General features: G+C 56.5%; 27 protein-coding genes. 16 read left to right on the forward strand and 11 right to left on the reverse strand.

All coding sequences use genetic code 11. From position 1 onward, the window contains the following. Positions 1-9 precede the first annotated feature (9 nt). Entirely contained in the window at positions 10-663 is a 654-nt protein-coding gene (locus ACWPM9_RS02170) for an arylesterase (protein ID WP_428188153.1), read from the forward strand. 65 nt (positions 664-728) lie between these two features. Further along, on the forward strand, positions 729-1,322 hold the full coding sequence (thpR, locus tag ACWPM9_RS02175; protein ID WP_428188154.1) for an RNA 2',3'-cyclic phosphodiesterase: 594 nt from the start codon (positions 729-731) through the stop codon (positions 1,320-1,322). Here the strand turns inward: thpR and ACWPM9_RS02180 are convergent. After that, positions 1,265-1,735, reverse strand: coding sequence for a low molecular weight protein-tyrosine-phosphatase (locus ACWPM9_RS02180; RefSeq protein WP_484756598.1), 471 nt, complete (start codon positions 1,733-1,735; stop codon positions 1,265-1,267). The genes thpR and ACWPM9_RS02180 overlap by 58 nt on opposite strands. Positions 1,736-1,770: 35 nt before the next feature. Here ACWPM9_RS02180 and ACWPM9_RS02185 point away from each other — a divergent pair, with 35 nt between their 5' ends. The 4 genes from ACWPM9_RS02185 to rlmN all read left to right on the forward strand — a co-directional run bounded on the left by ACWPM9_RS02185 (position 1,771) and on the right by rlmN (position 4,760). Beyond that, positions 1,771-2,079: a 4a-hydroxytetrahydrobiopterin dehydratase gene (locus ACWPM9_RS02185; protein WP_428188156.1), complete on the forward strand. Its 309-nt coding sequence runs from the start codon at positions 1,771-1,773 to the stop codon at positions 2,077-2,079. A 50-nt stretch (positions 2,080-2,129) separates the two neighbouring features. Next, positions 2,130-2,510, forward strand: coding sequence for a YkvA family protein (locus ACWPM9_RS02190; protein WP_428188157.1), 381 nt, complete (start codon positions 2,130-2,132; stop codon positions 2,508-2,510). Between the two features lie 267 nt (positions 2,511-2,777). After that, on the forward strand, positions 2,778-3,284 hold the full coding sequence (locus ACWPM9_RS02195) for an invasion associated locus B family protein (protein WP_428188158.1): 507 nt from the start codon (positions 2,778-2,780) through the stop codon (positions 3,282-3,284). Positions 3,285-3,530: 246 nt separating this feature from the next. After that, positions 3,531-4,760 (forward strand): dual-specificity RNA methyltransferase RlmN, encoded by a 1,230-nt coding sequence (gene rlmN, locus ACWPM9_RS02200; protein WP_484756599.1) that lies wholly within the window; start codon positions 3,531-3,533, stop codon positions 4,758-4,760. Between the two features lie 45 nt (positions 4,761-4,805). Here rlmN and ACWPM9_RS02205 read toward each other — a convergent pair whose 3' ends face one another. Together ACWPM9_RS02205 and ACWPM9_RS02210 are read right to left on the reverse strand one after the other, a co-directional pair. Continuing rightward, complete coding sequence (locus ACWPM9_RS02205; RefSeq protein WP_428188159.1) at positions 4,806-5,447, reverse strand: LysE family translocator; 642 nt, start codon at positions 5,445-5,447, stop codon at positions 4,806-4,808. A gap of 59 nt (positions 5,448-5,506) precedes the next feature. Next, positions 5,507-6,367, reverse strand: coding sequence for an SDR family NAD(P)-dependent oxidoreductase (locus tag ACWPM9_RS02210; protein WP_484756600.1), 861 nt, complete (start codon positions 6,365-6,367; stop codon positions 5,507-5,509). Between the two features lie 202 nt (positions 6,368-6,569). Here ACWPM9_RS02210 and ACWPM9_RS02215 point away from each other — a divergent pair, with 202 nt between their 5' ends. Continuing rightward, the gene (locus ACWPM9_RS02215; RefSeq protein ID WP_484756601.1) at positions 6,570-7,787 is read left to right on the forward strand and encodes an argininosuccinate synthase; all 1,218 of its coding nucleotides are present in this window, start codon (positions 6,570-6,572) and stop codon (positions 7,785-7,787) included. A gap of 109 nt (positions 7,788-7,896) precedes the next feature. On the opposite strand, the gene ACWPM9_RS02220 is transcribed toward ACWPM9_RS02215, so the two are convergent. Beyond that, a complete protein-coding gene (locus ACWPM9_RS02220; protein ID WP_428188162.1) occupies positions 7,897-8,319 on the reverse strand; it encodes a hypothetical protein in 423 nt (140 codons plus the stop codon). Positions 8,320-8,520: 201 nt separating this feature from the next. Between ACWPM9_RS02220 and ACWPM9_RS02225 the strand changes: the two genes are divergently transcribed. The 4 genes from ACWPM9_RS02225 (at position 8,521) to ppa (ending at position 14,124) form a co-directional block, all read left to right on the forward strand. Further along, on the forward strand, positions 8,521-10,584 hold the full coding sequence (locus tag ACWPM9_RS02225; RefSeq protein ID WP_484756602.1) for a M3 family metallopeptidase: 2,064 nt from the start codon (positions 8,521-8,523) through the stop codon (positions 10,582-10,584). Between the two features lie 265 nt (positions 10,585-10,849). Beyond that, positions 10,850-12,685: a translational GTPase TypA gene (gene typA, locus ACWPM9_RS02230; RefSeq protein WP_428188164.1), complete on the forward strand. Its 1,836-nt coding sequence runs from the start codon at positions 10,850-10,852 to the stop codon at positions 12,683-12,685. Between the two features lie 179 nt (positions 12,686-12,864). Beyond that, positions 12,865-13,371 carry a GNAT family N-acetyltransferase gene (locus ACWPM9_RS02235; protein ID WP_428188165.1) on the forward strand — a complete coding sequence of 169 codons (507 nt, stop codon included), beginning with the start codon at positions 12,865-12,867 and terminating at the stop codon, positions 13,369-13,371. 219 nt (positions 13,372-13,590) lie between these two features. After that, entirely contained in the window at positions 13,591-14,124 is a 534-nt protein-coding gene (gene ppa, locus ACWPM9_RS02240; protein WP_484756603.1) for an inorganic diphosphatase, read from the forward strand. Here the strand turns inward: ppa and ACWPM9_RS02245 are convergent. Next, positions 14,121-14,435 (reverse strand): DUF167 domain-containing protein, encoded by a 315-nt coding sequence (locus ACWPM9_RS02245; RefSeq protein WP_484756604.1) that lies wholly within the window; start codon positions 14,433-14,435, stop codon positions 14,121-14,123. The genes ppa and ACWPM9_RS02245 overlap by 4 nt on opposite strands. Further along, the gene (locus ACWPM9_RS02250) at positions 14,432-14,722 is read right to left on the reverse strand and encodes a YggT family protein (RefSeq protein ID WP_428188168.1); all 291 of its coding nucleotides are present in this window, start codon (positions 14,720-14,722) and stop codon (positions 14,432-14,434) included. The genes ACWPM9_RS02245 and ACWPM9_RS02250 overlap by 4 nt, the downstream gene beginning before the upstream one ends. 141 nt (positions 14,723-14,863) lie before the next feature. Between ACWPM9_RS02250 and ACWPM9_RS02255 the strand changes: the two genes are divergently transcribed. Further along, on the forward strand, positions 14,864-16,111 hold the full coding sequence (locus ACWPM9_RS02255; protein ID WP_484756605.1) for an MFS transporter: 1,248 nt from the start codon (positions 14,864-14,866) through the stop codon (positions 16,109-16,111). Positions 16,112-16,127: 16 nt separating this feature from the next. Here the strand turns inward: ACWPM9_RS02255 and ACWPM9_RS02260 are convergent, their stop codons facing one another. The 5 genes from ACWPM9_RS02260 to hemC form a co-directional block, all read right to left on the reverse strand. Beyond that, complete coding sequence (locus ACWPM9_RS02260; RefSeq protein ID WP_484756606.1) at positions 16,128-16,601, reverse strand: tellurite resistance TerB family protein; 474 nt, start codon at positions 16,599-16,601, stop codon at positions 16,128-16,130. Positions 16,602-16,619: 18 nt separating this feature from the next. Beyond that, a complete protein-coding gene (locus ACWPM9_RS02265) occupies positions 16,620-18,254 on the reverse strand; it encodes a heme biosynthesis HemY N-terminal domain-containing protein (protein WP_484757574.1) in 1,635 nt (544 codons plus the stop codon). 10 nt (positions 18,255-18,264) lie between these two features. Continuing rightward, entirely contained in the window at positions 18,265-19,470 is a 1,206-nt protein-coding gene (locus tag ACWPM9_RS02270) for a COG4223 family protein (protein WP_484756607.1), read from the reverse strand. A 135-nt stretch (positions 19,471-19,605) separates the two neighbouring features. Beyond that, the gene (locus tag ACWPM9_RS02275; RefSeq protein WP_484756608.1) at positions 19,606-20,322 is read right to left on the reverse strand and encodes a uroporphyrinogen-III synthase; all 717 of its coding nucleotides are present in this window, start codon (positions 20,320-20,322) and stop codon (positions 19,606-19,608) included. Between the two features lie 5 nt (positions 20,323-20,327). Continuing rightward, a complete protein-coding gene (gene hemC, locus ACWPM9_RS02280; protein WP_484756609.1) occupies positions 20,328-21,257 on the reverse strand; it encodes a hydroxymethylbilane synthase in 930 nt (309 codons plus the stop codon). Positions 21,258-21,330: 73 nt separating this feature from the next. Between hemC and tsaD the strand changes: the two genes are divergently transcribed. Genes tsaD through ACWPM9_RS02300 form a run of 4 tightly spaced genes read left to right on the forward strand, consistent with a single transcriptional unit; the run spans position 21,331 to position 24,170 of the window. Then, on the forward strand, positions 21,331-22,428 hold the full coding sequence (gene tsaD, locus ACWPM9_RS02285) for a tRNA (adenosine(37)-N6)-threonylcarbamoyltransferase complex transferase subunit TsaD (protein WP_484756610.1): 1,098 nt from the start codon (positions 21,331-21,333) through the stop codon (positions 22,426-22,428). Beyond that, complete coding sequence (locus tag ACWPM9_RS02290; protein WP_428188175.1) at positions 22,425-23,414, forward strand: NAD(P)H-dependent glycerol-3-phosphate dehydrogenase; 990 nt, start codon at positions 22,425-22,427, stop codon at positions 23,412-23,414. The genes tsaD and ACWPM9_RS02290 overlap by 4 nt, the downstream gene beginning before the upstream one ends. A gap of 27 nt (positions 23,415-23,441) precedes the next feature. After that, a complete protein-coding gene (locus ACWPM9_RS02295) occupies positions 23,442-23,735 on the forward strand; it encodes a YciI-like protein (RefSeq protein ID WP_484756611.1) in 294 nt (97 codons plus the stop codon). A 6-nt stretch (positions 23,736-23,741) separates the two neighbouring features. Next, complete coding sequence (locus ACWPM9_RS02300; protein ID WP_428188177.1) at positions 23,742-24,170, forward strand: EVE domain-containing protein; 429 nt, start codon at positions 23,742-23,744, stop codon at positions 24,168-24,170. The last annotated feature ends 1 nt before the right edge of the window (position 24,171 follow it).

Below are 24,171 nucleotides of genomic sequence, written 5' to 3' on the forward strand. Positions count from 1 at the left end.
AAGGCATCGATGAGATTTAAAGCAGTCGTTTCCCCCGTGCTCGCAATTGTGATCGCGATGTTCTTCGTCACGGCGTCAGCATCAGCGCAGGAAAGCAGCCTGAAGCTGGTGGGTTTTGGTGACAGCCTGATGGCCGGATACCAGTTGCCGACCGACGATGCTTTGCCCAATCAATTGGAAGCAGCATTGCGGTCAAAGGGTGTTTCGGTCTCGGTAGCCAATGCGGGTGTTTCTGGCGATACCAGTTCTGGCGGTCTTGCCCGTATTGACTGGTCCGTTCCCGACGGCACGGATGGCGTCATCCTCGAGCTTGGCGCCAATGATGCGCTTCGCGGCATCGCTCCCCAGCAAACCGAGAAAAATCTTGAAGCAATGATCGTCAAGCTGAAAGACCGCAATATTCCGGTCCTGCTGGTCGGGATGATCGCTCCACCCAATATGGGTGGAGATTATGCAGAGCGCTTCAATCCGATCTATCGGCAGCTCGCGGATAAATACGACTTGGCCTATTACCCCTTCATTCTCGAGGGCGTGGTCGGTCACCCAAATTTACAGCTCGAGGACGGCATGCATCCCAATACGGATGGTGTCGGTGTCGTCGTTCAACAGATGTTGCCGACCGTCGAGCAATTTGTATCAAAGATCTTGGGTGGAGAAAAATAAGCGCTTGCGGATGAAGCGCTTGCATGATTCGCTGTTAGCATCTGCAATAGATTCGGGGAGCTCTCATGCCGAGATTGTTCACTGCCCTCGAGATCCCGCGCAATGCGGCGATGAGCCTATCATTGTTGCGGGGTGGCCTTCCTGGCGCACGTTGGATCGACGTGGAAAACTACCACATCACATTGCGTTTCATTGGAGATGTCGACGGGCGCACGGCTGACGAAATCGTTGACCGTCTGGACCGTATAGACAGGCCGGAATTTGAGCTTTCTTTAAACGGCATCGGTTCCTTCGGCTCCAAGAAGCCGCATTCGATCTGGGCCGGGGTCAATGCCTCGCCAGAGATTTATGCCCTTCAGTCCGAGATCGAGCGCATCTGCCAACGCATTGGTTTGCCTCCGGATCCCCGCAAGTTCATGCCGCATGTTACCTTGGCGCGTCTGAGGTCAGCGCGTGTGGATGATGTAGTGCATTATCTGTCTGCGCGTGGAAATTTCTTTGCGCTTCCTTTTGTCGCGCCGAGATTCGTCCTGCTGTCATCGCGTGAATCGGTCGGTGGCGGGCCTTATCTGACAGAGGAAGTCTTTCCGCTTCGCGAGCGTTATCTGGCTTCCAGCTTTGCCAGCAATGAACTGCAGCCTGAAAAGAGCATGTTGTAAACCTGCTTGAAGCCATCCTCGCCGCCGTAATAGGGATCGGGGACGTCTTTCTGTGTGCCCAAGGCGAAGTCGGCGAACAGGTGGATTTTGTTGAGGCAGTTCGTTGACGCCTGCCGGCGAAGATTTTCGAGGTTGTTGCGGTCCATCGCAAGGATCAATGCAAATCGCTCGAAGTCGTGTGATGTGACCTGGCGCGCCTTCTGGTTTTCGATATTGATACCATTCTGGCGGGCAATTGCTATTGATCGAGGATCCGGGGAGCCGCCGGCATGCCAGCTTCCTGTTCCGGCTGAATCTGCCGGATAGCGCTCAGTGAGCCCCGCCTCTTCGCTAAGGTGACGGAATATGCCTTCTGCGAGCGGCGATCTGCAGATGTTGCCGAGGCAGACGAATAGGACTGGTGCTGCTTGCATGTTATCCTTTCAGGTGTCGATGCCGGAGAACGATAATGAAGTATGAAAGGGTCGATGCTTCACAGATGAAAGCGAGATTGGCTGACATTCCGGGTTGGGCGTGCGCGGATGCTGGCGATGCCATTTCCCGAAGCATCTCGTTTTCGAGCTTTGCCGAGGCGTTTGGTTTCATGGCGGAATGCGCCCTGGTTGCCGAGAAGCTCAATCACCATCCTGATTGGTTCAACAGCTATTCAAGGGTTGATATACGCCTTACAACGCATGCAGTCAAAGCACTGACAACGTTGGATTTCGAGCTTGCCTCTGCGATCAATCGCATCGCAAATCGACGCGTCACAGATTGAATTTCCAGACGGAAAATACCATCTTTCAATACAAACTTGGGAGTTGCGAAATGGACGACGTCAAGATTGGTGAGATTCTGCTTCCCGGCGATGAGGACAAGCGGGAGAGGCAAGAACGGCAGGTCAGGGCGAAGTTCTGGCCAACCTTCAAGAAAGCCGTGCGTCTGATCCCCTTCAGCCGGGATCTCGTTGCATCCTTCTATTGTGCGACCGATCCCAACACGCCGTTGCGGGTAAGGGGTATTCTTCTCGCGGCTCTGGGTTATTTCGTGCTGCCGTTCGACGTGGTGCCGGATATGTTTGCGCTTGTCGGGTTTACAGATGACATCGCGGTGCTGAGCGCAGCACTAGCGCTCGTCCGTGGCCATATCCACGAAGGGCACTATATGGCGGCCGATCGGGCGCTTGCCGAAGAAGCCCCTGTGAACTGATGAAATCGCAGCAATTGGGCAAGGGGTCAAACTCTTGCCTGATTTCTTCTATTTGCATCGCAATTCGAACGGGTTGAGAGATGCGGCGCCGCCCCCCAGGCGGAAATCAACATCAGAAATTGGCTTTTTCCCTCATATGATACATTCACGTGCTGTTCATTGACGGTTTGGTAACCAAGCTTAAGCTAACCTGAATAAGGTTTTGATGATGAAAGGTCCGCGCATTCGCACCCCGATAACGGACGAGAAAGCAACCGGCAGGAAAACATGTTTGTAAGACGTACCGCAGCAACCGCACTCGCTATCATGCTGGCAGGCGCTGGTGTAGCGACCGCGCAATCGCCAACCAGGATTGAGCAGTTCAAGGCATGGGGCGCCTATTCCTACAAGTCGAATGGCGGCACGGTCTGCTATGTCCTTTCCGTCCCGACGGCGAAGGAACCGGCGAATGTCGACCATGGCGATATCTTCTTTATCGTATCGCAGCGCCCCGGACAGAATATCTCTTATGAGCCTCAGGCCATGATGGGGTATCCGCTCAAGACGACATCGAAAGTGAATGTGGATGTGGACGGACGAAACTTCGTCATGTTCACCAAGGACAAGGCGGCTTGGGTCGAAAATGCGGCTGAAGAGCCGGCGCTTGTGGCGGCGATGAAGTCCGGGCGTAGCATGACTGTAAAGGCTGAATCGGCACGAGGAACAAAGACCTCCTATTCTTATTCACTGTCCGGCATTTCGGCGGCTCTGAAAAAAATCGAGAGCTGCAAGTAAGCTCTCTCGCGCTTCGGGCGATTGAAAATGATGACGCTGCCGCCGGTCCAGGACTGGCGGCAGCGTTCTTTGTTTGGTCGACGGGAATGACGGGGGGATGACGGGCAGGCATTTTGATGCTAAACGGCCCGCCAAACGCATTGCCAGAGCTTGAAGCATACGGCGCGTCGCATTTTCTGTATTTTGGATCTGGTTTGACTTCGCCTTTGTGCGGAGACACCGGTTTTCGTGGAAGAGGTCAATACAATGGTATCAATCGATATCGCGATGGAGCAGGCCAAGCCTTCGGCCAAACCCCGCTCGGCTTCAGCGGAAATGCCAAACCTGATCGGTGTCGACCGTGAGGAAATGGCCGCGATGCTGCGCGGCGTTGGCGTGCCTGACCGTCAGGTCAAGATGCGCGTCAGCCAGTTGTGGAATTGGCTTTATGTTCGCGGTGTCTCCGATTTTGACGATATGGCGAATGTCTCAAAAGATCTACGCTCGACGTTGAAGGCGCATTTTACCATTGCTCGTCCGGAAATTGTCGAAGAACAGGTGTCTAACGACGGCACCCGCAAATGGTTGTTGCGGTTTCCGCCACGCGGTGCTGGTCGGCCTGTCGAGGTCGAGACCGTTTATATCCCGGAAGCGGGTCGCGGCACTTTGTGTGTCTCGAGTCAGGTCGGTTGCACGCTGACCTGCTCCTTTTGCCACACGGGTACGCAGCGCCTTGTTCGTAATCTGACAGCAGAAGAGATTCTGTCACAGTTGCTTCTCGCGCGCGATCGTCTCGGTGATTTCCCGGATCGCGATGTACCGCAGGGCTCGATGGTGCCATCCAGTGACCGCAAGATCACCAATGTGGTGATGATGGGAATGGGTGAGCCGCTCTACAATTTCGAAGAAGTGAAGAAAGCCCTGCTGATAGCATCCGATGGCGATGGGCTTTCTTTGTCCAAGCGCCGCATCACGCTGTCAACATCGGGTGTTGTACCGGAAATCTACCGTACCGGCGACGAGATCGGCGTCATGTTGGCGATTTCACTTCATGCGGTGCGTGACGATCTTCGCGATATTCTGGTGCCCATCAACAAGCGCTATCCGCTGAAGGAATTGATCGAGGCGTGCCGCAATTACCCCGGCGTATCGAATGCGCGCCGCATCACGTTCGAATATGTGATGCTGAAGGATGTCAATGACAGCCTGCAGGATGCGCGCGATTTGGTGAAACTCCTGAAGGGCGTTCCGGCGAAGATCAACCTCATTCCATTCAACCCATGGCCTGGCACCAATTATCAGTGTTCGGACTGGGAGCAGATCGAAAAATTTGCCGATTTTATCAATCAGGCTGGCTATGCGTCGCCAATCCGCACGCCACGTGGACGTGATATTCTGGCGGCCTGCGGGCAGCTCAAGTCCGAGTCTGAGCGCATGAAGAAAACCGATCGAATGGCTTTTGAAGCGATGATGATTGCGGGCCACGGCGAAGACTGAGGCCTGAAAGGTCTCAGCTTCAAGGGGCATTAAAGCGTTTCTCTATCACTTAGCCTGGGTCAGGAAGATCTTGACCGCGAAGATCGAAAACACGCTTGCGAATACGTAATCGATGGCACGCAGCACCTTGCGGTTGGCCTGTAGCCAGACCGATACCAGGTCGGCGCCAAGTACAATGGCCACGCCCAAGGGAAAGGCCAGAACGATTGACCAAAGCCCCAGAAAGATCAGCTTGCCGGTGACATGTGGATCCGATGCGCTGACGAATTGGGGAAGAAAGGTCATGAAAAAGATGATGACCTTCGGATTGAGAAGGTTAACCCAGAGCCCGTTGATGAAAGCGTGCGTGAGCGAGGCTTCCTGCTTCCCACCAGCCTTCAAGACGAAATTGGAGCCATGGCGCACGGCCTGCACCGCCAGCCACAGCAGATAAGCGGCGCCGCCTGTCTTCAGAACGAAGAAAGCCGCTGGCGAAGCGACGATGAGGGCAGAGATGCCGAAAGCCACGAGAAGCGTGTGGACGGTTATGCCAAGTTGAGTGCCGAGCAGCGCCATCATGCCGATGGTGCGACCGTCACGCAACGAGCGGCTGATCCATAGGGTCATGTCAGGGCCGGGCGTGATGGCGAGCAGGAAAATCGCGAGGCTGAAGGTCAAAAAAGTCGCAAGGCTCGGCAGGAAGGTCATCGTCAGCTCATCTGAAAAACGTGTTGCCCTTTCCTAACCTGCTTTGCGATCGCTGCCAATCAGTTCCGCTGGCTTGCCAACCATGTCTTGAAGGTGTCTGCGTAATCCGGATGCCAGCGCGACAGGGGAGGGCGGTTCTCGACAATGTCGCCAATGGACCACTGCATTCTCAGTTCGTCAGTCCGGCGGTCGACATCGTTATCCGGGCAGAGGATGTAGAATTCTTCTCTTGCGAGACCGTTCAGCATGAATTCGATGGTCTGTTCTGGTGTCCAGGCTGCGGCTGGCTTCTCAGTCCGGCCGTTGGCCGTCAATTCCGTAAAGACAAAGCCCGGTATGAGAAGGTGTGCAGTGACCTTGCACTCCGCTGTGTTGCGCAGATCGTGCTGTAAGGCCTCGGTGAAGGCTTTGACCCCTGCCTTGGCGACATTATAGGCGGGATCGCCCGGGGGCGTGGTGATGCCCTGTTTGGAGCCGGTATTGACGATGATGGCATCCTCTCCATGGGCAATCATGCCGGGGCCAAACATACGGCTGCCGTTGACGATACCCATGAGATTGACGGCTATGATGCGATCCCAGTGCTCCTGTGCGCCGAAGAGACTGCTTCCGGGCTGGATACCGGCATTGTTCATGAGAAAATGCACGGGGCCGAAATCGGCTGCGACACGGTCGCGTAGTGTCTCCAGCGATGACAGGTCGGCAACGTCTGTTGCAATGGCGGACGCCTGTGTGCTTGTGCCTGCGGTTTGGGAAATTATTGAGATGGCCTTAGCCAACCGTCCCTCGCCGAGGTCTGCAATGACGACATTCATGCCCTTTGCAGCGCAGGCTTTTGCCGCCGCGAGGCCGATGCCGGAAGCGCCGCCGGTGATGACCGCAAGCTTGCCGGATGAGAATACGGATTGAAAAGCGGACATGAGGTTGCTCCATTCTTGTTGGTCCTCATGACATAGGGTCCTGTCTGATGCGGGTCAAATTGCGGAAGCGGTGGTTTGTTGCGGACTTGCAGACGTTTCGAATACCCCGCATGCCCTTGCGTCGCCCGATAATCTCGCTAAAAGTGCCGCCGATCAAAAATTCAGGCGGTATGACCGCCATCAGACGCGAATGGACATCAGCATGGCTCCCATCAAAGACGTGAAGAAAGTCGTCCTCGCCTATTCCGGCGGTCTCGACACCTCGATCATCCTCAAGTGGCTGCAGACCGAACTCGGAGCGGAAGTGGTCACCTTCACCGCCGACCTCGGCCAGGGCGAAGAACTGGAGCCGGCACGCAAGAAGGCCGAGATGATGGGCATCAAGGAGATCTTCATTGAGGATGTCCGCGAAGAATTCGTCCGCGACTTTGTTTTCCCGATGTTCCGCGCCAATGCCGTCTATGAAGGCGTCTATCTGCTGGGCACGTCTATCGCGCGTCCGCTGATTTCCAAGCATCTGATCGAGATTGCCAAGAAGACGGGCGCCGATGCCATCGCGCATGGCGCGACCGGCAAGGGCAATGACCAGGTTCGTTTCGAGCTTTCGGCCTATGCGCTGAACCCAGATATCAAGATCATCGCCCCTTGGCGCGACTGGGCATTCAAGAGCCGCACGGATCTTCTGGATTTCGCGGAAAAGAACCAGATTCCTGTTGCCAAGGATAAGAAGGGCGAAGCGCCTTTCTCCGTGGATGCCAATCTTCTGCACTCCTCGTCCGAGGGCAAGGTTCTGGAAGATCCTGCGCAGGAAGCGCCAGAATACGTACACATGCGCACGATCTCGCCGGAAGCTGCTCCCGACAAGCCGACGGTCATCAAGATTGGGTTTGAAAAGGGCGATGCCGTTTCGATCAATGGAGAGCGTTTGTCGCCAGCGACCTTGCTTGCCAAGCTCAACGATTATGGCCGCGACAACGGCATCGGCCGTCTGGACCTCGTGGAAAACCGTTTCGTCGGCATGAAATCGCGCGGTGTTTACGAAACTCCCGGCGGCACCATTCTGCTCACGGCGCACCGCGCCATCGAATCCATCACGCTTGACCGGGGTGCAGCCCATCTCAAGGACGAGTTGATGCCGCGTTATGCGGAACTCATCTATTACGGCTTCTGGTTCTCACCGGAGCGTGAAATGCTGCAGGCCGCCATCGATCTCAGCCAGAAGAATGTCGAGGGCGAGGTTACTCTCAAGCTTTACAAGGGCAATGTGATCGTGACCGGGCGTGAAAGCGCAAAGTCGCTCTATTCCGATCAATTGGTGACGTTCGAAGACGATCAGGGCGCCTATGACCAGAAGGATGCGGCAGGCTTTATCAAGCTCAACGCACTTCGTCTTCGCACCCTTGCCAAGCGCGACCGGTAAAACCCGGAAAAAATCCTGACCAAGACAGGGCCGTCGCGCATCAGTGCGGCGGCTTTTTTGTGGATGCGAACTGGCAGATCAGAACTGGATACGTCAGTATTTTCGCGAGTCAGGCTTCGAAGAATGCGACGGCTGCTTTGAGGCGCTCAACGCTGCTGTCGTCTCCAATGGTCTGGGCAATCGTCATCTGGCTTCGGTAATATTCGCCAAAGTCGAACGGCGTCTCGTCGGTGACGGTCGACAGATCGATCACCCGTCCTTGAACGTCGATTGCCTCGAGCGGAAGTTCGGAGGCAAGCAGTTGGTAGGTATCCTGATCGATCAGGCCAGCTTCAAAGCTGGTCAAGGCCTGATCGCGCAATTCCCTTGGCGACGGCGTCCAGGATGCGCTTTCCACTTTCGCCAAGTGCTCGGCAAATATCTCTGTCCGCGGTTTTTGCATGAACGGTGTTTGAACCGACTGGTCACGGCTTTCCCGGCTGGTATTGCCGTTGAACAGCGCACCTGCAAAGCGAATGGAGTTGATTTCCATGGAACTCACCTGAGATATCATTAATTCAAAATTAGCTAATACTCGTCCCCGAAGGGCGTCAATTCCAAAGAATGGCCATTTTCTTCTTGTGGCCTGTTATCCCCGTACTTTCGTGGGTATCGATGATTGCGGTGCGCCAGCGGCGACACTACCTTGATGCTGCGAACATATCAGGCGAAAGCCAAAGAATAAGGAAAGAGCATGTCTGCGAGGTCTTCGATTAACACTGCACTGATCGACTGGAATGGAACGGGCGGACTGCCGCGTTTCGATGCTGTCGGAGATGAGGATTTCGCGCCTGCTTTCGACGCCATGCTGGCTGAACACGCCGAAGAGATCGACGCTATTGCCGATAATGCCGAGCCTGCCAGTTTTTCCAATACCATTGAGGCGCTGGAAATGGCGGGCGATGGCCTTTCCAGAGTGTGTGCGGTGTTTTTCAATCGTGCCGGTGCACATACGAATGAGGCGATCCAAGCGCTGGAGCGCGACATCGCGCCAAAGCTTTCACGGCATTACTCCAAGATTGGCATGAATGCCGCGCTGTTTGGGCGCATCGATGCCCTTTGGGAGGGGCGCGACAGTCTTGGTTTGACGAGTGAGCAGATGCGAGTGCTCGAGCGACATTGGAAGGGTTTTGTGAAGGCCGGTGCCAAATTGCCGCGCGAGCAGCAGGAACGCCTTGCCGGCATCAATGAGAAACTTGCCGGTCTTGGGGCGCAGTTTGGACAGAATGTGCTCACCGATGAAAAGACCTGGGCATTGCCTCTGAATGACGAGAGCGAGCTTGCGGGCCTGCCTGATTTTGTTCGTGGCGCAATGGCATCTGCGGCTCGGGAACGGGGTCTCGCTTGCGGCTATGCCGTTACCCTGTCGCGGTCCGTGATTGAGCCGTTCCTTACTTTTTCCGAAAGAAGGGATCTGCGTGAGCAGGCCTTCAAGGCCTGGATTGCCCGTGGAATCAATGGCGGGAATACGGATAACCGCGAAATCGTCAAGGACACGCTGGCGCTGCGTGCGGAGAAGGCAGGCTTGCTCGGCTACGAGAACTTTGCCGCTCTCAAACTCGACAACACCATGGCGAAAACGCCAGATGCGGTGAATGATCTTCTGATGACCGTCTGGGAAAAGGCTGTTGTGCAGGCGCGATCGGAAGAAGCACAACTTGCCGAACTCATCGCGGCCGAGGGTAAGAACCATGATGTCATGCCCTGGGATTGGCGTCATTACGCGGAAAAGCTTCGGACGCAGAAATTTGACTTCTCCGAAGCCGAGTTGAAGCCCTATTTTCAGCTCGAGAAGATCATCGATGCATGTTTTGACGTCGCCGGTCGACTGTTTGGCATCAAGGCTGTTCCTCTCGAGGACGCGCCTGCCTATCACCCCGATGTGCGGGTTTTCGAAATCAGGGATGATGATGACAAGGTGATTGCCTTGTTCATGGGAGACTATTTCGCCCGCTCCTCGAAGCGGTCCGGTGCCTGGATGAGTTCATTCCAGTCGCAACATCGTCTGACGCTGAAAAACGGGACAGTCGGTGAAATTCCCATCATCTACAACGTCTGCAATTTCGCCAAGCCTGAAAGCGGCAAACCTGCATTGCTGTCGCTTGACGATGCGCGTACGCTATTCCACGAATTCGGTCATGCGCTTCATGGCATGCTTTCGGATGTCACTTATCCGTCTGTTTCCGGAACCGGGGTTTCCCGCGACTTCGTCGAATTGCCATCGCAGCTTTACGAGCATTGGCTGACGGTGCCGGAAATTCTCAAAAAGTATGCCGTGCATTATAAGACTGGCGAGGTCATGCCTGAAGCGCTGCTCAACAAAGTTCTGGCGTCGCGCACATTCAATGCCGGTTTTGCAACGGTCGAATTTACCTCTTCGGCACTGGTCGACATGGCCTTCCACACGCAAGGTGCTGTCGATGATCCTCTGGCTTTCCAGGGGCAGGTCCTCGAGAAGATCGGGTTGCCCAAGTCCTTGGTGATGCGCCATGCGACGCCACACTTCCAGCACGTTTTTGCCGGAGACGGCTATTCTGCGGGGTATTATTCCTACATGTGGTCTGAAGTCCTGGATGCCGACGCCTTTGCGGCATTCGAGGAAACTGGCAATGCGTTTGATCCGGCCATGGCGCAGAGACTGAAAGATAATATCTATTCGGTTGGCGGCTCGATTGATCCGGAAGAGGCTTACAAGAACTTCCGTGGCCGGCTGCCGACGCCCGATGCCATGCTGGTCAAGAAGGGACTGGCTGCCTGACCGCTTGCTGTGACCGATAAATCGAAACCACGGTCATGGTTCGCATCATGTCTATCCCCACGAGGTCGCGCCTGACCCTTTTCCAAGACGGAAGATTGCCGTCTTTCAGGCTAGCCTTGTTTACCCTAAGGCCGGAAGCTTCGACGCTTCCGGCTGTTTGCCCCTTTCGCAAACGCAAAAAAACCTGTAAGAGCGCGCCAACGTAACTTGGCGCCATATTCCAGGGTGTCCCGCACCCGGCGCTACAGCATCAGAGAAATTGATCATGTCCTTACGCAATATCGCGATTATTGCACACGTCGACCATGGCAAGACCACACTCGTCGACGAGCTACTGAAACAGTCCGGCTCTTTCCGCGAAAACCAGCGCGTCGACACACGCGTCATGGATTCGAACGATCTCGAAAAAGAACGTGGCATCACCATTCTCGCCAAGGCGACTTCGGTTGAGTGGAAGGGTGTTCGCGTCAACATCGTTGACACCCCCGGTCACGCCGACTTCGGCGGCGAGGTTGAGCGCATTCTGTCGATGGTGGATGGCGCCATCGTTCTGGTCGATTCCTCGGAAGGCCCAATGCCGCAGACCAAGTTCGTGGTCGGCAAGGCCCTGAAGGTCGGTCTTCGCCCGATCGTTGCGATCAACAAGATCGACCGCCCGGATGGCCGCCACGAAGAAGTTATCAACGAAGTCTTCGACCTTTTCGCGAATCTTGACGCGACTGATGAACAGCTCGACTTTCCGATCCTGTACGGTTCCGGTCGCGATGGTTGGATGAACGTCAATCCGGAAGGCCCGAAGGAAGACGGTCTTGGTCCTTTGCTTGATCTCGTTCTCAAGCATGTTCCTGAGCCAAGCGTCGGCGACGAAGATGGCGCGTTCCGCATGATCGGTACGTTGCTCGAAGCCGATCCGTTCCTCGGCCGTATCATCACGGGTCGCATTCACTCCGGATCAATCAAGTCGAACCAGGCCGTAAAGGTCCTGGGTCAGGACGGCAAGGTTGTCGAGCAGGGCCGTATTTCCAAGATCCTCGCTTTCCGTGGTATCGAGCGTACGGCGATCGACGTGGCTCATGCGGGCGACATCGTTGCTATCGCGGGCCTGTCCAAGGGTACGGTTGCCGATACGTTCTGCGACCCATCTGTGACGCAGGCGCTGACCGCTCAGCCAATCGATCCGCCGACTGTGACCATGTCCTTCCTCGTCAACGATTCGCCGCTTGCCGGCACCGAAGGCGACAAGGTCACAAGCCGCGTTATCCGCGATCGCCTGTTGAAGGAAGCTGAGGGCAATGTTGCGCTCAAGATCGAAGAATCCGAGGGCAAGGATTCCTTCTACGTATCCGGCCGCGGCGAATTGCAGCTGGCCGTTCTCATCGAGACCATGCGTCGCGAAGGCTTCGAGCTTGCCGTTTCGCGTCCTCGCGTTGTGATGCACAATGACGAGACCACTGGTCAGCTGATGGAGCCGATCGAAGAAGTGGTGATCGACGTCGATGAAGAGCATTCCGGCGTGGTCGTTCAGAAGATGTCTGAGCGCAAGGCGGAAATGACCGAACTTCGTCCGTCCGGCGGCAATCGCGTGCGTCTGGTGTTCCATGCTCCGACACGTGGTCTGATCGGTTACCAGTCGGAACTGCTGACGGATACCCGCGGTACCGCCATCATGAACCGTCTGTTCCACAGCTACCAGCCGTTCAAGGGCGAGATCGGCGGTCGTAGCAACGGCGTGCTTCTGTCCAACCAGGCGGGTGAAGCCGTGGCATACGCCATGTTCAACCTAGAAGATCGCGGCCCGATGATCATCGAGCCAGGCGACAAGGTTTACATGGGTATGATCGTGGGCATCCACTCGCGTGATAACGATCTGGAAGTGAACCTTCTCAAGGGCAAGCAGCTGACCAACATCCGCTCTGCCGGTAAGGACGAAGCAGTCAAGCTGACCCCGCCGATCCGCATGACGCTAGACCGTGCGCTGTCCTGGATTCAGGATGACGAGTTGATGGAAGTGACGCCAAAGTCGATCCGTCTGCGCAAGTTCTATCTCGACGCAAATGATCGCAAGCGTTTCGGCAAGTCCAAGGCCGCCGCACAGGCCTGATCTTTTCGTCTGCTGAATGAAAATCCGAGCCCCGACCTAACCGTCGGGGCTTTTGCGTGTGGACGGGCCTGTCACGGGCTTGCAGCCATCATTAAAAAAGCGTTAAGTTTGCCTCGAAGTCCGATGCAATTATTCCCGAGCAAAGCGCGCCTTTGTGCCGGGGGGACAAGAGTGGCGTTATGAAGACGTTGTCGATCGATGTGCGACCGGCCGAGCCTAGTGATGCTCGTTCGATATCCGAAGCCCACCGGGCTTCCTGGCAGCACACTTATGCGGGTATCATTCCTCATAGCCCCTTGAGGAAGATGATCGAACGGCGTGGGGAAGTCTGGTGGAACAAAGCCATTCGTGGCCCCTCAACCGTTCTTGTGGCGGATGTCGCAGGAACAGTCGCAGGTTATGCAACTCTCGGGCTTAACCGCGCCAGGGCGCTGCCTCAGGAAGGCGAAATCTACGAGATTTATATGCGGCCTGAATACCAGGGTATCGGCCTTGGATACCAGTTGTTCGGTGAGGCGCGGAAGCTCCTGCACTCGTTGCGCTGCTCAGGCCTGGTTGTCTGGTGTCTGGACGACTGTGATAATTCCGCAGGTTTTTTCCGCTCCAATGGCGGAGTTGATGCGGTTGAAGGCGTCGAGGATTTCGATGATGTTCGGCTTAAGAAGCTCGGCTTCATCTGGAAGTGAGTGCGTGTGTCGGTCAAACCGGCGGCTGGTTTGGCGCCTTTTCAAATCTCCGGATATTCTCATTTTATGACATTGTGCGTCTGACGGGCTCGTTGTTTTCCGGGCTGATCTGGTAACCACAAGTGTCGGCGCTTGATGCCTATGCGCAATGCTCTGTTGCATTGCAAAAGGAAACTCAGTATCGAAACCCGACACTTTCAGCCAGCCATGGGGAGTAACATGCGCATTGATGCTATATCGATCGGCGACAATCCGCCGGAAGACGTGAACGTCATCGTCGAGGTCCCGGTCGGTGGTCACCCGATCAAGTATGAAATGGACAAGGAAGCCGGCGCGCTTGTCGTTGACCGTTTCCTCTATACGCCGATGACCTATCCGGGCAATTACGGCTTCATTCCGCATACATTGTCGGAAGATGGTGACCCGACTGACGTCCTGATTTGCAACACCCGTCCATTGATTCCCGGCTGTGTGATCAAGGTTCGTCCGATCGGTGTCATGATCATGGAAGACGATGGCGGCAAGGACGAGAAGATCCTCGCGGTTCCCGTTCCAAAGCTGACTCGCCGCTATGACAAGGTCGAAAACTATACGGACCTGCCCGAGATCACGCTCAAGCAGATCGAGCACTTTTTCGAGCACTACAAGGATCTGGAGCCCGGAAAATGGGTGAAGATTTCCGGCTGGCAGGACGTCAATGTGGCCAAGAAGCTGATTGTCGAAGCCATTGAGCGTTACAAGAATGAAGGCTAACTGGCTGTAAGAGCCGTTAGCTTCTCAAGCAAATCCTCCGGGTCGCCATCGATCCGGAGGATTTTTTGTCTGGCGGTCTCGCCAGAAATTACCGCAATGCTGGATTTGGGGACGGCAAGACGTTTGGCCAGAAGCACAATCAGTGCCTTGTTGGCCTTACCCTTCTCCGGCACGGCTGTTACTCGTGCCTTGAGATAGGCTTCGCCTGCCGCATTCACTTCTATATTTTCCAGACTGTCGCGGCTTCCATTCGGAGTGAGCCGCACAGCCAGACGAAGATGATCGTCAAATACCTGGAAGGGGGTGCTCACGCTACCATGGGAAACAGCGTGTTCCACATGAAGGAGCGCAGGAAGAAGATGATCAGAAGCAGGATGATGGGCGAGATGTCGATGCCCCCCAGATCCGGAAGAATGCGGCGGATCGGGCGAAGTGCCGGTTCGGTCACGTTGTAAAGAAAGCTTCCGATCGAGCTGACGAAACGGTTGCTGGAATTGATGACGTTGAACGCATAGAGCCATGAAAAGATGGCGCTGGCGATCAGCAGCCATGTGTAAAGGTTCAAAGCGAGGTCAATCGTCTGAAACAGCGCTAGCATATAGATCTCCATTTCTCAGTTGACAGACATGTAGACATTGGGACCTAAACGAGCAAGTGGCGGGCGCATGACGAACACAAATCATGTTTAACGCAGTGGACCAAAGATACTGCGGCTCAGCGCCCGATAGAAAGTCGCCCAATGACTGCTTTAGATTCGACAGATCGATTTGCTGCATTCCGCCATAAATCCTATCTCTATTTCTTCATCTCCCGTTTCCTCGCGGCCTTCGCCACCCAGATCGTCAGCGTCTCGGTTGGCTGGCAAATGTATGACGAGACGGGCAGCGCTCTCTTTCTGGGCCTGATCGGGCTTGTTCAGTTTCTCCCCTTGCTGCTTCTGATGCTGGTCACCGGGTCAGTTGCCGACCGCTATAATCGTCGGATGATCATGGCTGTCTGCCTGGTGCTGGAAGCCATTTGCGCGGGATTGATTCTCGCCATCACACTGTTGGGTCTGTTCTCACCGCTCCCGATCTTCCTGTTGCTTCTGGCGTTCGGCGTTGCCCGTGCCTTTTTCGGTCCGGCAAGCCAGTCGCTCGCACCAAATCTCGTCCCTCAGACGGATCTTGCCAATGCCGTCGCCTGGAATTCCTCGTCCTGGCAAACCGCAGCAATCGTTGGTCCAGTCGCGGGTGGTCTCCTTTATGGTGGCGGGGCAGGCCTGGCCTATGGTATTGCGCTGGCATTGTTTTGCGGCGCCGGGCTTCTGGTCATGTTGATCGACAAACCGCATCAGCGATCTGCTGCCAAGGCAACCTCCTGGGCCACGGTGCTTGCCGGTTTTCATTTCATCAAGGGCGAGAAGATTGTGCTGGGTGCGATCTCGCTGGATTTGTTCGCAGTGCTCTTGGGTGGTGCGGTTGCGCTGATGCCTGTCTATGCGCGCGACATTCTCGCACTTGGTCCATGGGGACTTGGATTATTGCGCGCAGCGCCGGGCGTCGGGGCTATTCTGGTGGCCATCGTGCTGGCGACCTACCCGATCCGACATCATGCCGGCATCATCCTCTTTGTCGGCGTGGCACTCTTCGGCGTGGGAACCGTCCTGTTCGGACTGTCTGAGAGCCCCTGGTTATCGGTGCTGGCGCTGCTGCTGGTGGGCGGTGCCGATATGTTGTCAGTCTATGTGCGCGAGACGTTGATCATGTTGTGGACGCCGGATGAGGTGCGTGGACGCGTGAATGCCGTCAATATGGTGTTTCTCGGCGCATCGAACGAGCTGGGTGAGTTTCGTGCGGGGACAATGGCCGCCATGATTGGTGCTGTGCCTGCCGTTGTGATCGGCGGGGTGGGTGCCATTGCCGTCAGTGCGCTATGGGCATGGAACTTTCCCAAGCTGCGGCAAATCGACAGTCTGGAGGCCCCCGTCATCGAACAGGATCGCTGAGTCGCGATGCTTGGCCTCAGCCCGCTTTTTCAGGAGGTTCGGCCCGTGATGCTGCGTCCAGACGCTCCATCACATGTTCGCGGTTGGAAACACCCAGAAGCTCCGAGATCCGCCAGACGACGTGATCCTCCAACTCGCTGCGATCTCCGTCGGCATAAACGATGTCCCACAGAATGCCGATGAGGTGCTTTTTCTGCTCTTCGTCGAGTTTCCTGTTGAGATCAGATGTGAAGCGGAAATAGTCGATCGCCTCATTCTCGGCGCGCTGTCCGGCGTCCAAAAGCGCGTTGAGTTCCTGATTGCTTAGCGTGTAGTTTTCCGTCAGCAACTGTCTGAGCTTCGCTTTCTCAGAGTCCCTCACCACGCCATCGGCTTCTATGACTTGCAAGCAGAGTGCGGTTACGGCCACACGAGGATCTCCGTGGCCGAATGGCTGTTCGTCTTTTTCCGAGGTTAGAGTCTGGAAAAAGGCTTGAAGACGATCAAACATGCGCCTTTTACTCCAATGCTAGAACAAGCCCAGGCGTGTCTTGTTGTCTTCATGTTTGCGGTTCGGATCGCGTACCCCAGGATCATCAGGTGGACGACCGAAGAACGGTTCTGGCACTGCCTTTTCTTCGGTTGCGCCGTCCGCAGCGTCTGCGGAAACCTTGGCCTCGACAGGGGGAGGTGAACTAGCCTCGTTCGTAACGATCTCGGCTTTCTCTGTCGGTGCCGGACCGGGCATCGGCACCTGATCCGCAAAAGTCTCGGCTTTTGTTTCCTCAGCTGGCTGATCTTTCAAAACCGGCGGTAGCGACTGCAATGCTTTCTCGCCGTGCGATGCAGCACCTTCTTCCAGTGGTCCAGCCAACTGGCCGAATGGTACTTTCCACTCGAACGCATCAAGTCGACCGTTGACCGGTGAAAGTGGTAGCCATTTGTCGGAAACATAGCCGTCAGCAACCCATGTCGCATCCCGCGGAGCTCGAAGGGCATTGGCCATCCAGTGGCGAACGCGGCCCTGATCGCCGGTTTCCGCCTCTTCAATGTCGGCAAGCAACAGGAACACCCGCTCGCTCGGCTCCATCCGCGCAACGGCTTCGGCCTTTTCACGGGCTTTGGTAAAGTCGGTGGTATCCAAAGCCGCTTCCGCGACGATCATCAGCGATTCCGGATTGTTGGGCTTATAGCCCTGCAATTTTTCAGCACGCTTCAAGCGATCTGCTGCGCTGTCGCCACTGCGAAGACGGACATAGGCTTTAGCCACGTCTGGATGGGGAGAGAGTTTCCAAACTTGCTCGAGAACGCTGCTTGCCTTGCGCAAATTGTCTTCACGCATATAGGCCTTGGCGGCAACGAGGGCGGCGGGAACGAGATCCTTGGCATGTTTGAGTGCGCGCACAGCGTTGTCGCGCGCAGCGATCGGGTCGCCCTCGAGTTGCTCTTCTGCCTTTGCGGTCAGCAAGACAGCCTTCAGGCGCTCCGCTTCCGACTTCTTCATGACATTCGCGACCTTCTGTTGTTCCAGAAGGCGAATGGCATCGTCCCAACGACCGCACTGGCTTCGATATTCAAGCGTCGCTTTCGCGGCCCAGGGAAGATAGGGCGCGTTCTCGGCTGCGGTCTCGGCATATTGCCGTGCCGCCTCATGGGCCCCAAGTCGGGTTGCCTCGAGATAAAGCCCACGAAGTCCCAGTTCCCTGGTCTCGGGATCGTCAGCCATCTGCTGGAACATGCGCCGGGCATCATCCTGACGGCCTTCGATCAAGGCCGTCTGCGCCTCCAGGACAAGGATCAACGGCTCCTGATCGGCGCGCAGAAGGCCACGGGCGCGAGAACTCATCTTGTGTGCCAGAGCTGCGTTGCCTGCGCCCGCCGCAATCAAGCCGGTCGAAAGCGACTGATAGCCGCGATCGCGGGTGCGGGCGCGGAAATAGCGACGCACGGAATGCGGGGAATTCCAGATGGAGCGTAGCAGCCACCAGACGATCATGACGGAGACGACGATTGCCACGATCAGGGTGACGGCCGCGGTCAGGCTCATCTCAATCAGCTGGCCTTCCCACAAAATAGACAGTTCGCCCGGACGATCTGCAAGCCAGGCGAAGCCTGCAGCGAGGCCAAGGATAATGAGAACGAAGACAAGAAGTCTGATCATGATATTCGTTCCCTCAACCGTTTCCGCGCATAGCCGTCGAAAGGGCTTCGCTTACGATTGCCTCTACCTTCACGCGCGCCTGCAATGCATAGGCAAAATCGGCCGATGCTGTTTTTCCGGCTTCTGGCAGGTTTTGCCATTCAAGCTCGGCGCCCTTGAGGTCACCATTGCGCAATTTGTCTTCCATGCGAGCGACAATGGCTTCTGGCGATTCGCCTTCGATATTGCCAACAGGGCGCACCTTGATGACGGAGAGAGCGCTTGCCATCAACCGCTCGCCCAGTCCGCCCGATGTATCCGGCTGATGAATGGCAGATAAAATCGCATCTGCGGTGGCGGGGAACTTTCGAACGAGCTCCGCTCGCGATTCGATGCCTGTCGCCGCATAAGGTTTCAGTTGTTCGATAGACGGATCATCCGGTGCGATGCCTGCCAGAGTGTCGAGCTCGGCAAGGAATGGACCTCCGCGCTCGATGGCTGACTTGAGCGCTGTAACCGAGATGGCCCGTGCCATCTCGACGTCGGTCCGGGGCTTGTCGATCTTTTGTTCAGCTTCCGTCAGGCGTTCGTCCAAACGGGTCTCTGCACTGTTCAGGGACGTGGTTGTCTTCGACAGTTCCGATTTGAGCGCAGCAATCGTTTCGCTGGTCTGGCTGACTTGCTGCTCAAGCGATGCGACACGGTCATTGTCGACACCCGTCGCGCTATTTTGCTTTACAGACTGAAGCTCGGTTTCCAGTGCCGCGATCCGCGCATCGAGGGCGCTAGTATCGGCTGCCTGTGCTGGCGCACTTGAAATATCGGCAACCTTTTTCTCCAGCGACGAGAGCTGACTGGCCAGTGCGCTGTCTACGGCAGGCGTGCTCCTGTCAGGGCCAAGGGCTGGCAGTACGCCCCCATATTGCAGTGCGCCTGCGCCTGCGAGCGCAATCAGGCCACCAATAATCCCTGCTGCCACCATTCCAGAAGTGGAAGGTGCCTTGTGTGCTGGTGTAGCGCGCGGTGCCTCATTATCCGAGGTTGCCGGTGACTCGTCCTCTTTGGGAGGTGCCTCTTCTACCGATGTCTCCGCTTCCGCAGCGTCTGGTTCGGGAGCCGGTTGAACAGGGTCCCCCTGTGGCGACGCCATCTCGGGTTCGTCAGCGGTCATGTCTTCAGGCTTCGTGCCCTCGTCATGGGTGACCTTTTCGCTACGTTCAGCTTCCAGATCAATGGTCACTGGTTCGTTTGTCGATTTGGTGCGACGGGGCGGTTTTCCCGGAGCCATGGCAACCTCTCATTCCTTGCAGTGCAATGAAGTTAGACAGTGATCGTGGCGAAGGAAAGGGCCTGGATCAATTTTGAGTCCAGCGGACTATAATGTGCCGAGCAGACTGGACTCATCCTGCACGTCGCAAATAACGGTATTTGCAGCATATTGTTCCGGCAAAGCGTCTGCAACTTTCTGGCTCAAACAGTGAAAACGGGTGGTCTTCAGCAGTCCTAAATTGTCTTTCAACAAGGGCAGAGCGAGAAGCCGCCTGACACTTTCGATCGAATACAAAAGAATGACATCTGGTGGGGTATCGGACAGGAACTTTCTTTGAATGTCTTGAGAAGGTTCAACGGGGATCATCCTGTAGCAAATGCAGGTTTCGACCGGTGCGTGCAACTCGGTCATTCGCGCCTCAAATCCCTCAGAGCGTGGCTCTCCTGCCAGATAGAGGACTGGAGCGCCGGAATTTGCGCGTCGGGCATGTATGAAGTCTGCAAGCGCCCGTCCATTTCCGCCCGACATCAGCACGGTCTGGAAACCGGCATTTCTGGCCGCTTCAGCTGTCGCCTCTCCAACGGCAAAGACGGTGGTCTGTCTCCATGATGTCTCTGGGCTGCGGATATCCGCAACGGTGCGCATGGCTTCGGCGCTGGTGGCCGCAATCGCTGATGGAGTTGCGGATAGTGCATACTGCGCAGCCTCCGCATCGCGCACGGCTTGTGCGAGCGGCATGACCAGGGGGGAATGGCCCATATCGCGCAAGCGCGCTGCTGTTTTCGACGCAGCCGGTTCGGCGCGGGTCACCAGCACCCGCATATGCGTCAGCCCCAGGAAGCGAAGAAACCGCTTCCTGCCTTTTCCCTCACTTGGCGACCGGCTTCTTCACCGATTGTCTTTGCGTCGACGCATTTTCCATCCATTTCAATAGCGTGCGATTGGCTACCGTCGGGGGTAAGAACCATTCCGCGGAAGTGAATATTGTCGCCATCACGCGATGCATAGCCTGCAATCGGTGTGCGGCAGGAACCGTCTAGAACGCCCAGAAAACCTCTCTCGCAGGTGACTGCGTCATAGGTCTCCTTGTCGTTGACTGTCTCCAGCAGCGAATTCACCCGGTCATCGCCGATACGACTTTCAATGGCGATGGCGCCTTGGGCCGGGGCGGGGAGGAAATCGGCTGTTTCCAGCAATTCGGTGACGACGCTCTCCTTGCCGAGACGCTTCAGGCCGGCAAAGGCGAGCAATGTCGCGTCGACCTGGCCTTCTCGCAGTTTGCGGAGCCTGGTATCGACCAGACCGCGAAATGTGATGACATTGATGTCGGGGCGCAGTCGCCTGATCAGCGCCTGGCGGCGCAGCGAAGACGAGCCGACGGTTGCGCCATGGGGAAGGTCCATCAGCTTTGGCGCGCTGCCGCCAATGAACGCGTCGCGCGGATCTTCCCGCGGAAGGAATGCCGATAGATAAAGTCCCTCCGGCAGAATGGTTGGCATGTCTTTCGAGGAATGCACGGCGAAATCCAGGTCACCAGAGACCAGTTGTTCCTCCAGTTCCTCGGTGAACAAGCCTTTGCCGCCTATCTCGGACAGGGAGCGGTCGGTGATGCGGTCTCCCTTCGTCGACAGGACAACAATTTCGAACATCTCTGCCGGCAGGCCATTTGCCGCCATCAGCCGGTCACGGGCTTCGTGGGCCTGCGCCAGTGCCAGCGGGCTTGCGCGCGTTCCGATCCGAAAAGGTTTTGTTTGCATCCGCTTGTATCCGTTGTTACCGACAGTCGTCGTAACCATCTTTGATTTTCATCGCAATCGGCCAGCACACAACATGACCGCCTTTTCCTGCATCCTTGGCATCGAAACAAGCTGTGACGAGACAGCTGCGTCCGTCGTGCTGCGTCATGACGATGGACGTGGCGAGATCCTGTCGGATGTTGTTTTGAGCCAGCTTGACGAGCATTCCGCCTATGGCGGCGTGGTTCCGGAAATCGCTGCTCGGGCCCATGTGGAAGCGCTGGATACGCTCGTCGAAGAAGCGCTTTTGCGCTCGAATGTAACCTTGCGTGATATTGACGCAATCGCTGCGACCGCCGGGCCAGGTTTGATCGGCGGCCTGCTGGTGGGGCTGATGACCGGTAAGGCGATTGCGCGCGCAACCGGTAAACCGCTCTATGCCATCAACCATCTTGAAGGCCACGCTCTGACCGCGCGTCTCACTGATAAGCTGACCTTTCCGTATCTGATGCTCTTGGTATCGGGTGGGCATACGCAGCTGGTGCTTGTGCGCGGAGTGGGCGACTACGAGCGCTGGGGCACGACCATCGATGACGCGCTGGGCGAGGCATTCGACAAGACAGCGAAACTTCTTGGGCTGCCGTATCCGGGTGGACCCGAGGTGGAGAGCGCGGCCGCAGGTGGCGACCCCAAGCGCTTCAACTTTCCGCGACCGCTCGTCGGCGAGGCGCGGCTGGATTTTTCGTTCTCTGGCTTGAAGACAGCCGTTCGGCAAGCAGCGGAGGGACTGGCTCCCGTTTCCAGTCAAGATATCTTCGATATTTGCGCCTCTTTCCAGCGGGCAATCGGTCGGACGCTGGAAGACCGGATCGGTCGCGGGCTGCAAAGGTTCAAACAGGAGTTTCCAGAGACGGAGGATCTTCCGGCACTGGTGGTTGCCGGAGGTGTCGCAGCCAACCAACATATTCGCGCTGTGCTTACAGCCTTGTGTGAAAAAAACGGCTTTCGCTTTGTGGCGCCGCCCCACCGGCTATGCACCGATAATGCTGTCATGATCGCCTGGGCAGGGCTGGAGCGCATGGCGCTCGACCTCCCGGTCGACGATCTTGATGTATCGCCGCGTTCGCGATGGCCGCTTGATAATCAAGCCAAGGCCTTGATCGGCTTTGGCAGGCGTGGAGCTAAGGCATGAGTGCGCGCGAACGGGTTGTTGTTGTTGGAGCCGGTGCCTTCGGAACGGCACTTGCCGCGGTCATGGCGCTGGAGGGCAAGGCAGACATTACCCTGCTCGGTCGTGATCCTGCCTTGATGAATGACCTTCGCAACGATGGACTGCACGATGCGGCCTTGCCTGGAATTCGCCTTCCCGACGGCTTGAAGTATGCGTTTGAGCCGGACGTCTTGCGCGATGCCGGTATCGTGCTCTTTGCCATGCCGTCGCAAGCACAGTTCGATGCAGCGCAGAGCTTTGGGCCCTATCTCGCCGAAGAGGCGAGCGTGGTAACCTGCGCCAAGGGTATCGACCGGGCCACTTCGCGACTGCTGACCGATGTGCTGGAAGATGCCTTGCCGCAACATTCGATCGCCGTGTTGTCCGGTCCGGGGTTTGCCAATGATATTGCGCGGGGATTGCCGACGGCCATGGCCGTGGCAGCTGCCGATATCTCGGTCGCCGAGCGGCTTGCACACATCATTTCCGGGCGCACCTTTCGTCTCTACGCTTCCGATGATCGAACCGGCGTTCAGCTGGGTGGTGCCTTGAAGAATGTTCTGGCGATTGCTTGCGGCATTGTTGAAGGCATGGCTCTTGGCGATTCGGCCAGAGCCGCCCTGATTTCACGCGGCCTGGCAGAGATGTCCCGACTGGTTACGTCCATGGGTGGCAAGGCGGACACGGTTCGCGGCTTGTCCGGGCTGGGTGACCTTGTTTTGACGGCAACCAGCCACCAATCGCGCAACCTCCGCTTCGGCATTGCCATTGGGCGGGGTGAGCCGATGGATTTTTCGACCGGGGCGCTGGTGGAGGGTGCCTTTACGGCATCCGTTGCTGCTCGTCTTGCCGATGGAAATGGCGTTGATATGCCGATTACTGCCGCTGTGGCAGCCATCATCGATGGGCGTCTGGAGATAGGCGCTGCAATCGAACAGCTGATGACGCGACCCATTACCACCGAATGATCTGAATTCTGATAGGAGATAGTGCCAATGCTTTTCGCTGTGATTTGCGCCGATAAACCGGGCCATTTAGACCTGCGCATGGAGACACGACCGCCGCATTTGGAGTGGTTGAACGGGCTGAACTCCGAAGGTACGCTCAAGATTGCCGGTCCATTTCTGGACACCGACGGCAAGCCGAACGGCAGCCTCCTGATCCTCAAGGCCGACAATACCGAGGATGCGGCAGCAATCGCCGCTGAGGACCCCTATGCCAAGGCAGGATTGTTCGCGAGCGTCGAGATCAAGCCCTATAACTGGGTCTTCAACAATCCGGAGGCTTGAACGGCAATGGCATATTGGTTGTTCAAGTCCGAGCCTTTCAAATTCTCATGGGAGATGCTGAAGGCCACGAAAGATAGCGGCGAGCAGTGGGATGGCGTGCGTAACTATCAAGCGCGCAACAACATGCGGGCCATGAAGATCGGCGACAAGGGTTTCTTTTATCATTCAAATGAAGGGCTGGAGGTTGTCGGTATCTGCGAGGTCTGCGCGCTCGCGCATCATGATACGACCACCGACGATCCACGATGGGAATGCGTGGATATTCGCGCCGTGACGGAAATGCCAAAACCTGTGACGCTGAAGGATGTGAAGGCAAATCCTGCTCTGTCGGAAATGTCTCTGGTCACCTCCATGCGCTTGTCCGTTCAGCCGGTGACGGAAGAGGAGTATCTCGAAGTCTGCCGTATGGGTGGGCTCGACAATCCTCCGCGATGAG

Source organism: Agrobacterium sp. H141 (assembly GCF_057158725.1).

Coding starts and splice junctions, on each gene's coding strand:
- ACWPM9_RS02220 (WP_428188162.1), bottom strand. CDS start 8,319: ATGGAAATCAACTCCATTCGCTTTGCAGGTGCGCTGTTCAACGGCAAT.
- typA (WP_428188164.1), top strand. CDS start 10,850: ATGTCCTTACGCAATATCGCGATTATTGCACACGTCGACCATGGCAAG.
- ACWPM9_RS02290 (WP_428188175.1), top strand. CDS start 22,425: ATGAGTGCGCGCGAACGGGTTGTTGTTGTTGGAGCCGGTGCCTTCGGA.
- ACWPM9_RS02255 (WP_484756605.1), top strand. CDS start 14,864: ATGACTGCTTTAGATTCGACAGATCGATTTGCTGCATTCCGCCATAAA.
- ACWPM9_RS02260 (WP_484756606.1), bottom strand. CDS start 16,601: ATGTTTGATCGTCTTCAAGCCTTTTTCCAGACTCTAACCTCGGAAAAA.
- ACWPM9_RS02210 (WP_484756600.1), bottom strand. CDS start 6,367: ATGTCCGCTTTTCAATCCGTATTCTCATCCGGCAAGCTTGCGGTCATC.
- ACWPM9_RS02295 (WP_484756611.1), top strand. CDS start 23,442: ATGCTTTTCGCTGTGATTTGCGCCGATAAACCGGGCCATTTAGACCTG.
- ACWPM9_RS02300 (WP_428188177.1), top strand. CDS start 23,742: ATGGCATATTGGTTGTTCAAGTCCGAGCCTTTCAAATTCTCATGGGAG.
- ACWPM9_RS02190 (WP_428188157.1), top strand. CDS start 2,130: ATGGACGACGTCAAGATTGGTGAGATTCTGCTTCCCGGCGATGAGGAC.
- hemC (WP_484756609.1), bottom strand. CDS start 21,257: ATGCAAACAAAACCTTTTCGGATCGGAACGCGCGCAAGCCCGCTGGCA.
- ACWPM9_RS02235 (WP_428188165.1), top strand. CDS start 12,865: ATGAAGACGTTGTCGATCGATGTGCGACCGGCCGAGCCTAGTGATGCT.
- ppa (WP_484756603.1), top strand. CDS start 13,591: ATGCGCATTGATGCTATATCGATCGGCGACAATCCGCCGGAAGACGTG.
- ACWPM9_RS02250 (WP_428188168.1), bottom strand. CDS start 14,722: ATGCTAGCGCTGTTTCAGACGATTGACCTCGCTTTGAACCTTTACACA.
- thpR (WP_428188154.1), top strand. CDS start 729: ATGCCGAGATTGTTCACTGCCCTCGAGATCCCGCGCAATGCGGCGATG.
- rlmN (WP_484756599.1), top strand. CDS start 3,531: ATGGTATCAATCGATATCGCGATGGAGCAGGCCAAGCCTTCGGCCAAA.
- ACWPM9_RS02215 (WP_484756601.1), top strand. CDS start 6,570: ATGGCTCCCATCAAAGACGTGAAGAAAGTCGTCCTCGCCTATTCCGGC.
- tsaD (WP_484756610.1), top strand. CDS start 21,331: ATGACCGCCTTTTCCTGCATCCTTGGCATCGAAACAAGCTGTGACGAG.
- ACWPM9_RS02225 (WP_484756602.1), top strand. CDS start 8,521: ATGTCTGCGAGGTCTTCGATTAACACTGCACTGATCGACTGGAATGGA.
- ACWPM9_RS02170 (WP_428188153.1), top strand. CDS start 10: ATGAGATTTAAAGCAGTCGTTTCCCCCGTGCTCGCAATTGTGATCGCG.
- ACWPM9_RS02205 (WP_428188159.1), bottom strand. CDS start 5,447: ATGACCTTCCTGCCGAGCCTTGCGACTTTTTTGACCTTCAGCCTCGCG.
- ACWPM9_RS02195 (WP_428188158.1), top strand. CDS start 2,778: ATGTTTGTAAGACGTACCGCAGCAACCGCACTCGCTATCATGCTGGCA.
- ACWPM9_RS02180 (WP_484756598.1), bottom strand. CDS start 1,735: ATGCAAGCAGCACCAGTCCTATTCGTCTGCCTCGGCAACATCTGCAGA.
- ACWPM9_RS02185 (WP_428188156.1), top strand. CDS start 1,771: ATGAAGTATGAAAGGGTCGATGCTTCACAGATGAAAGCGAGATTGGCT.
- ACWPM9_RS02275 (WP_484756608.1), bottom strand. CDS start 20,322: ATGCGGGTGCTGGTGACCCGCGCCGAACCGGCTGCGTCGAAAACAGCA.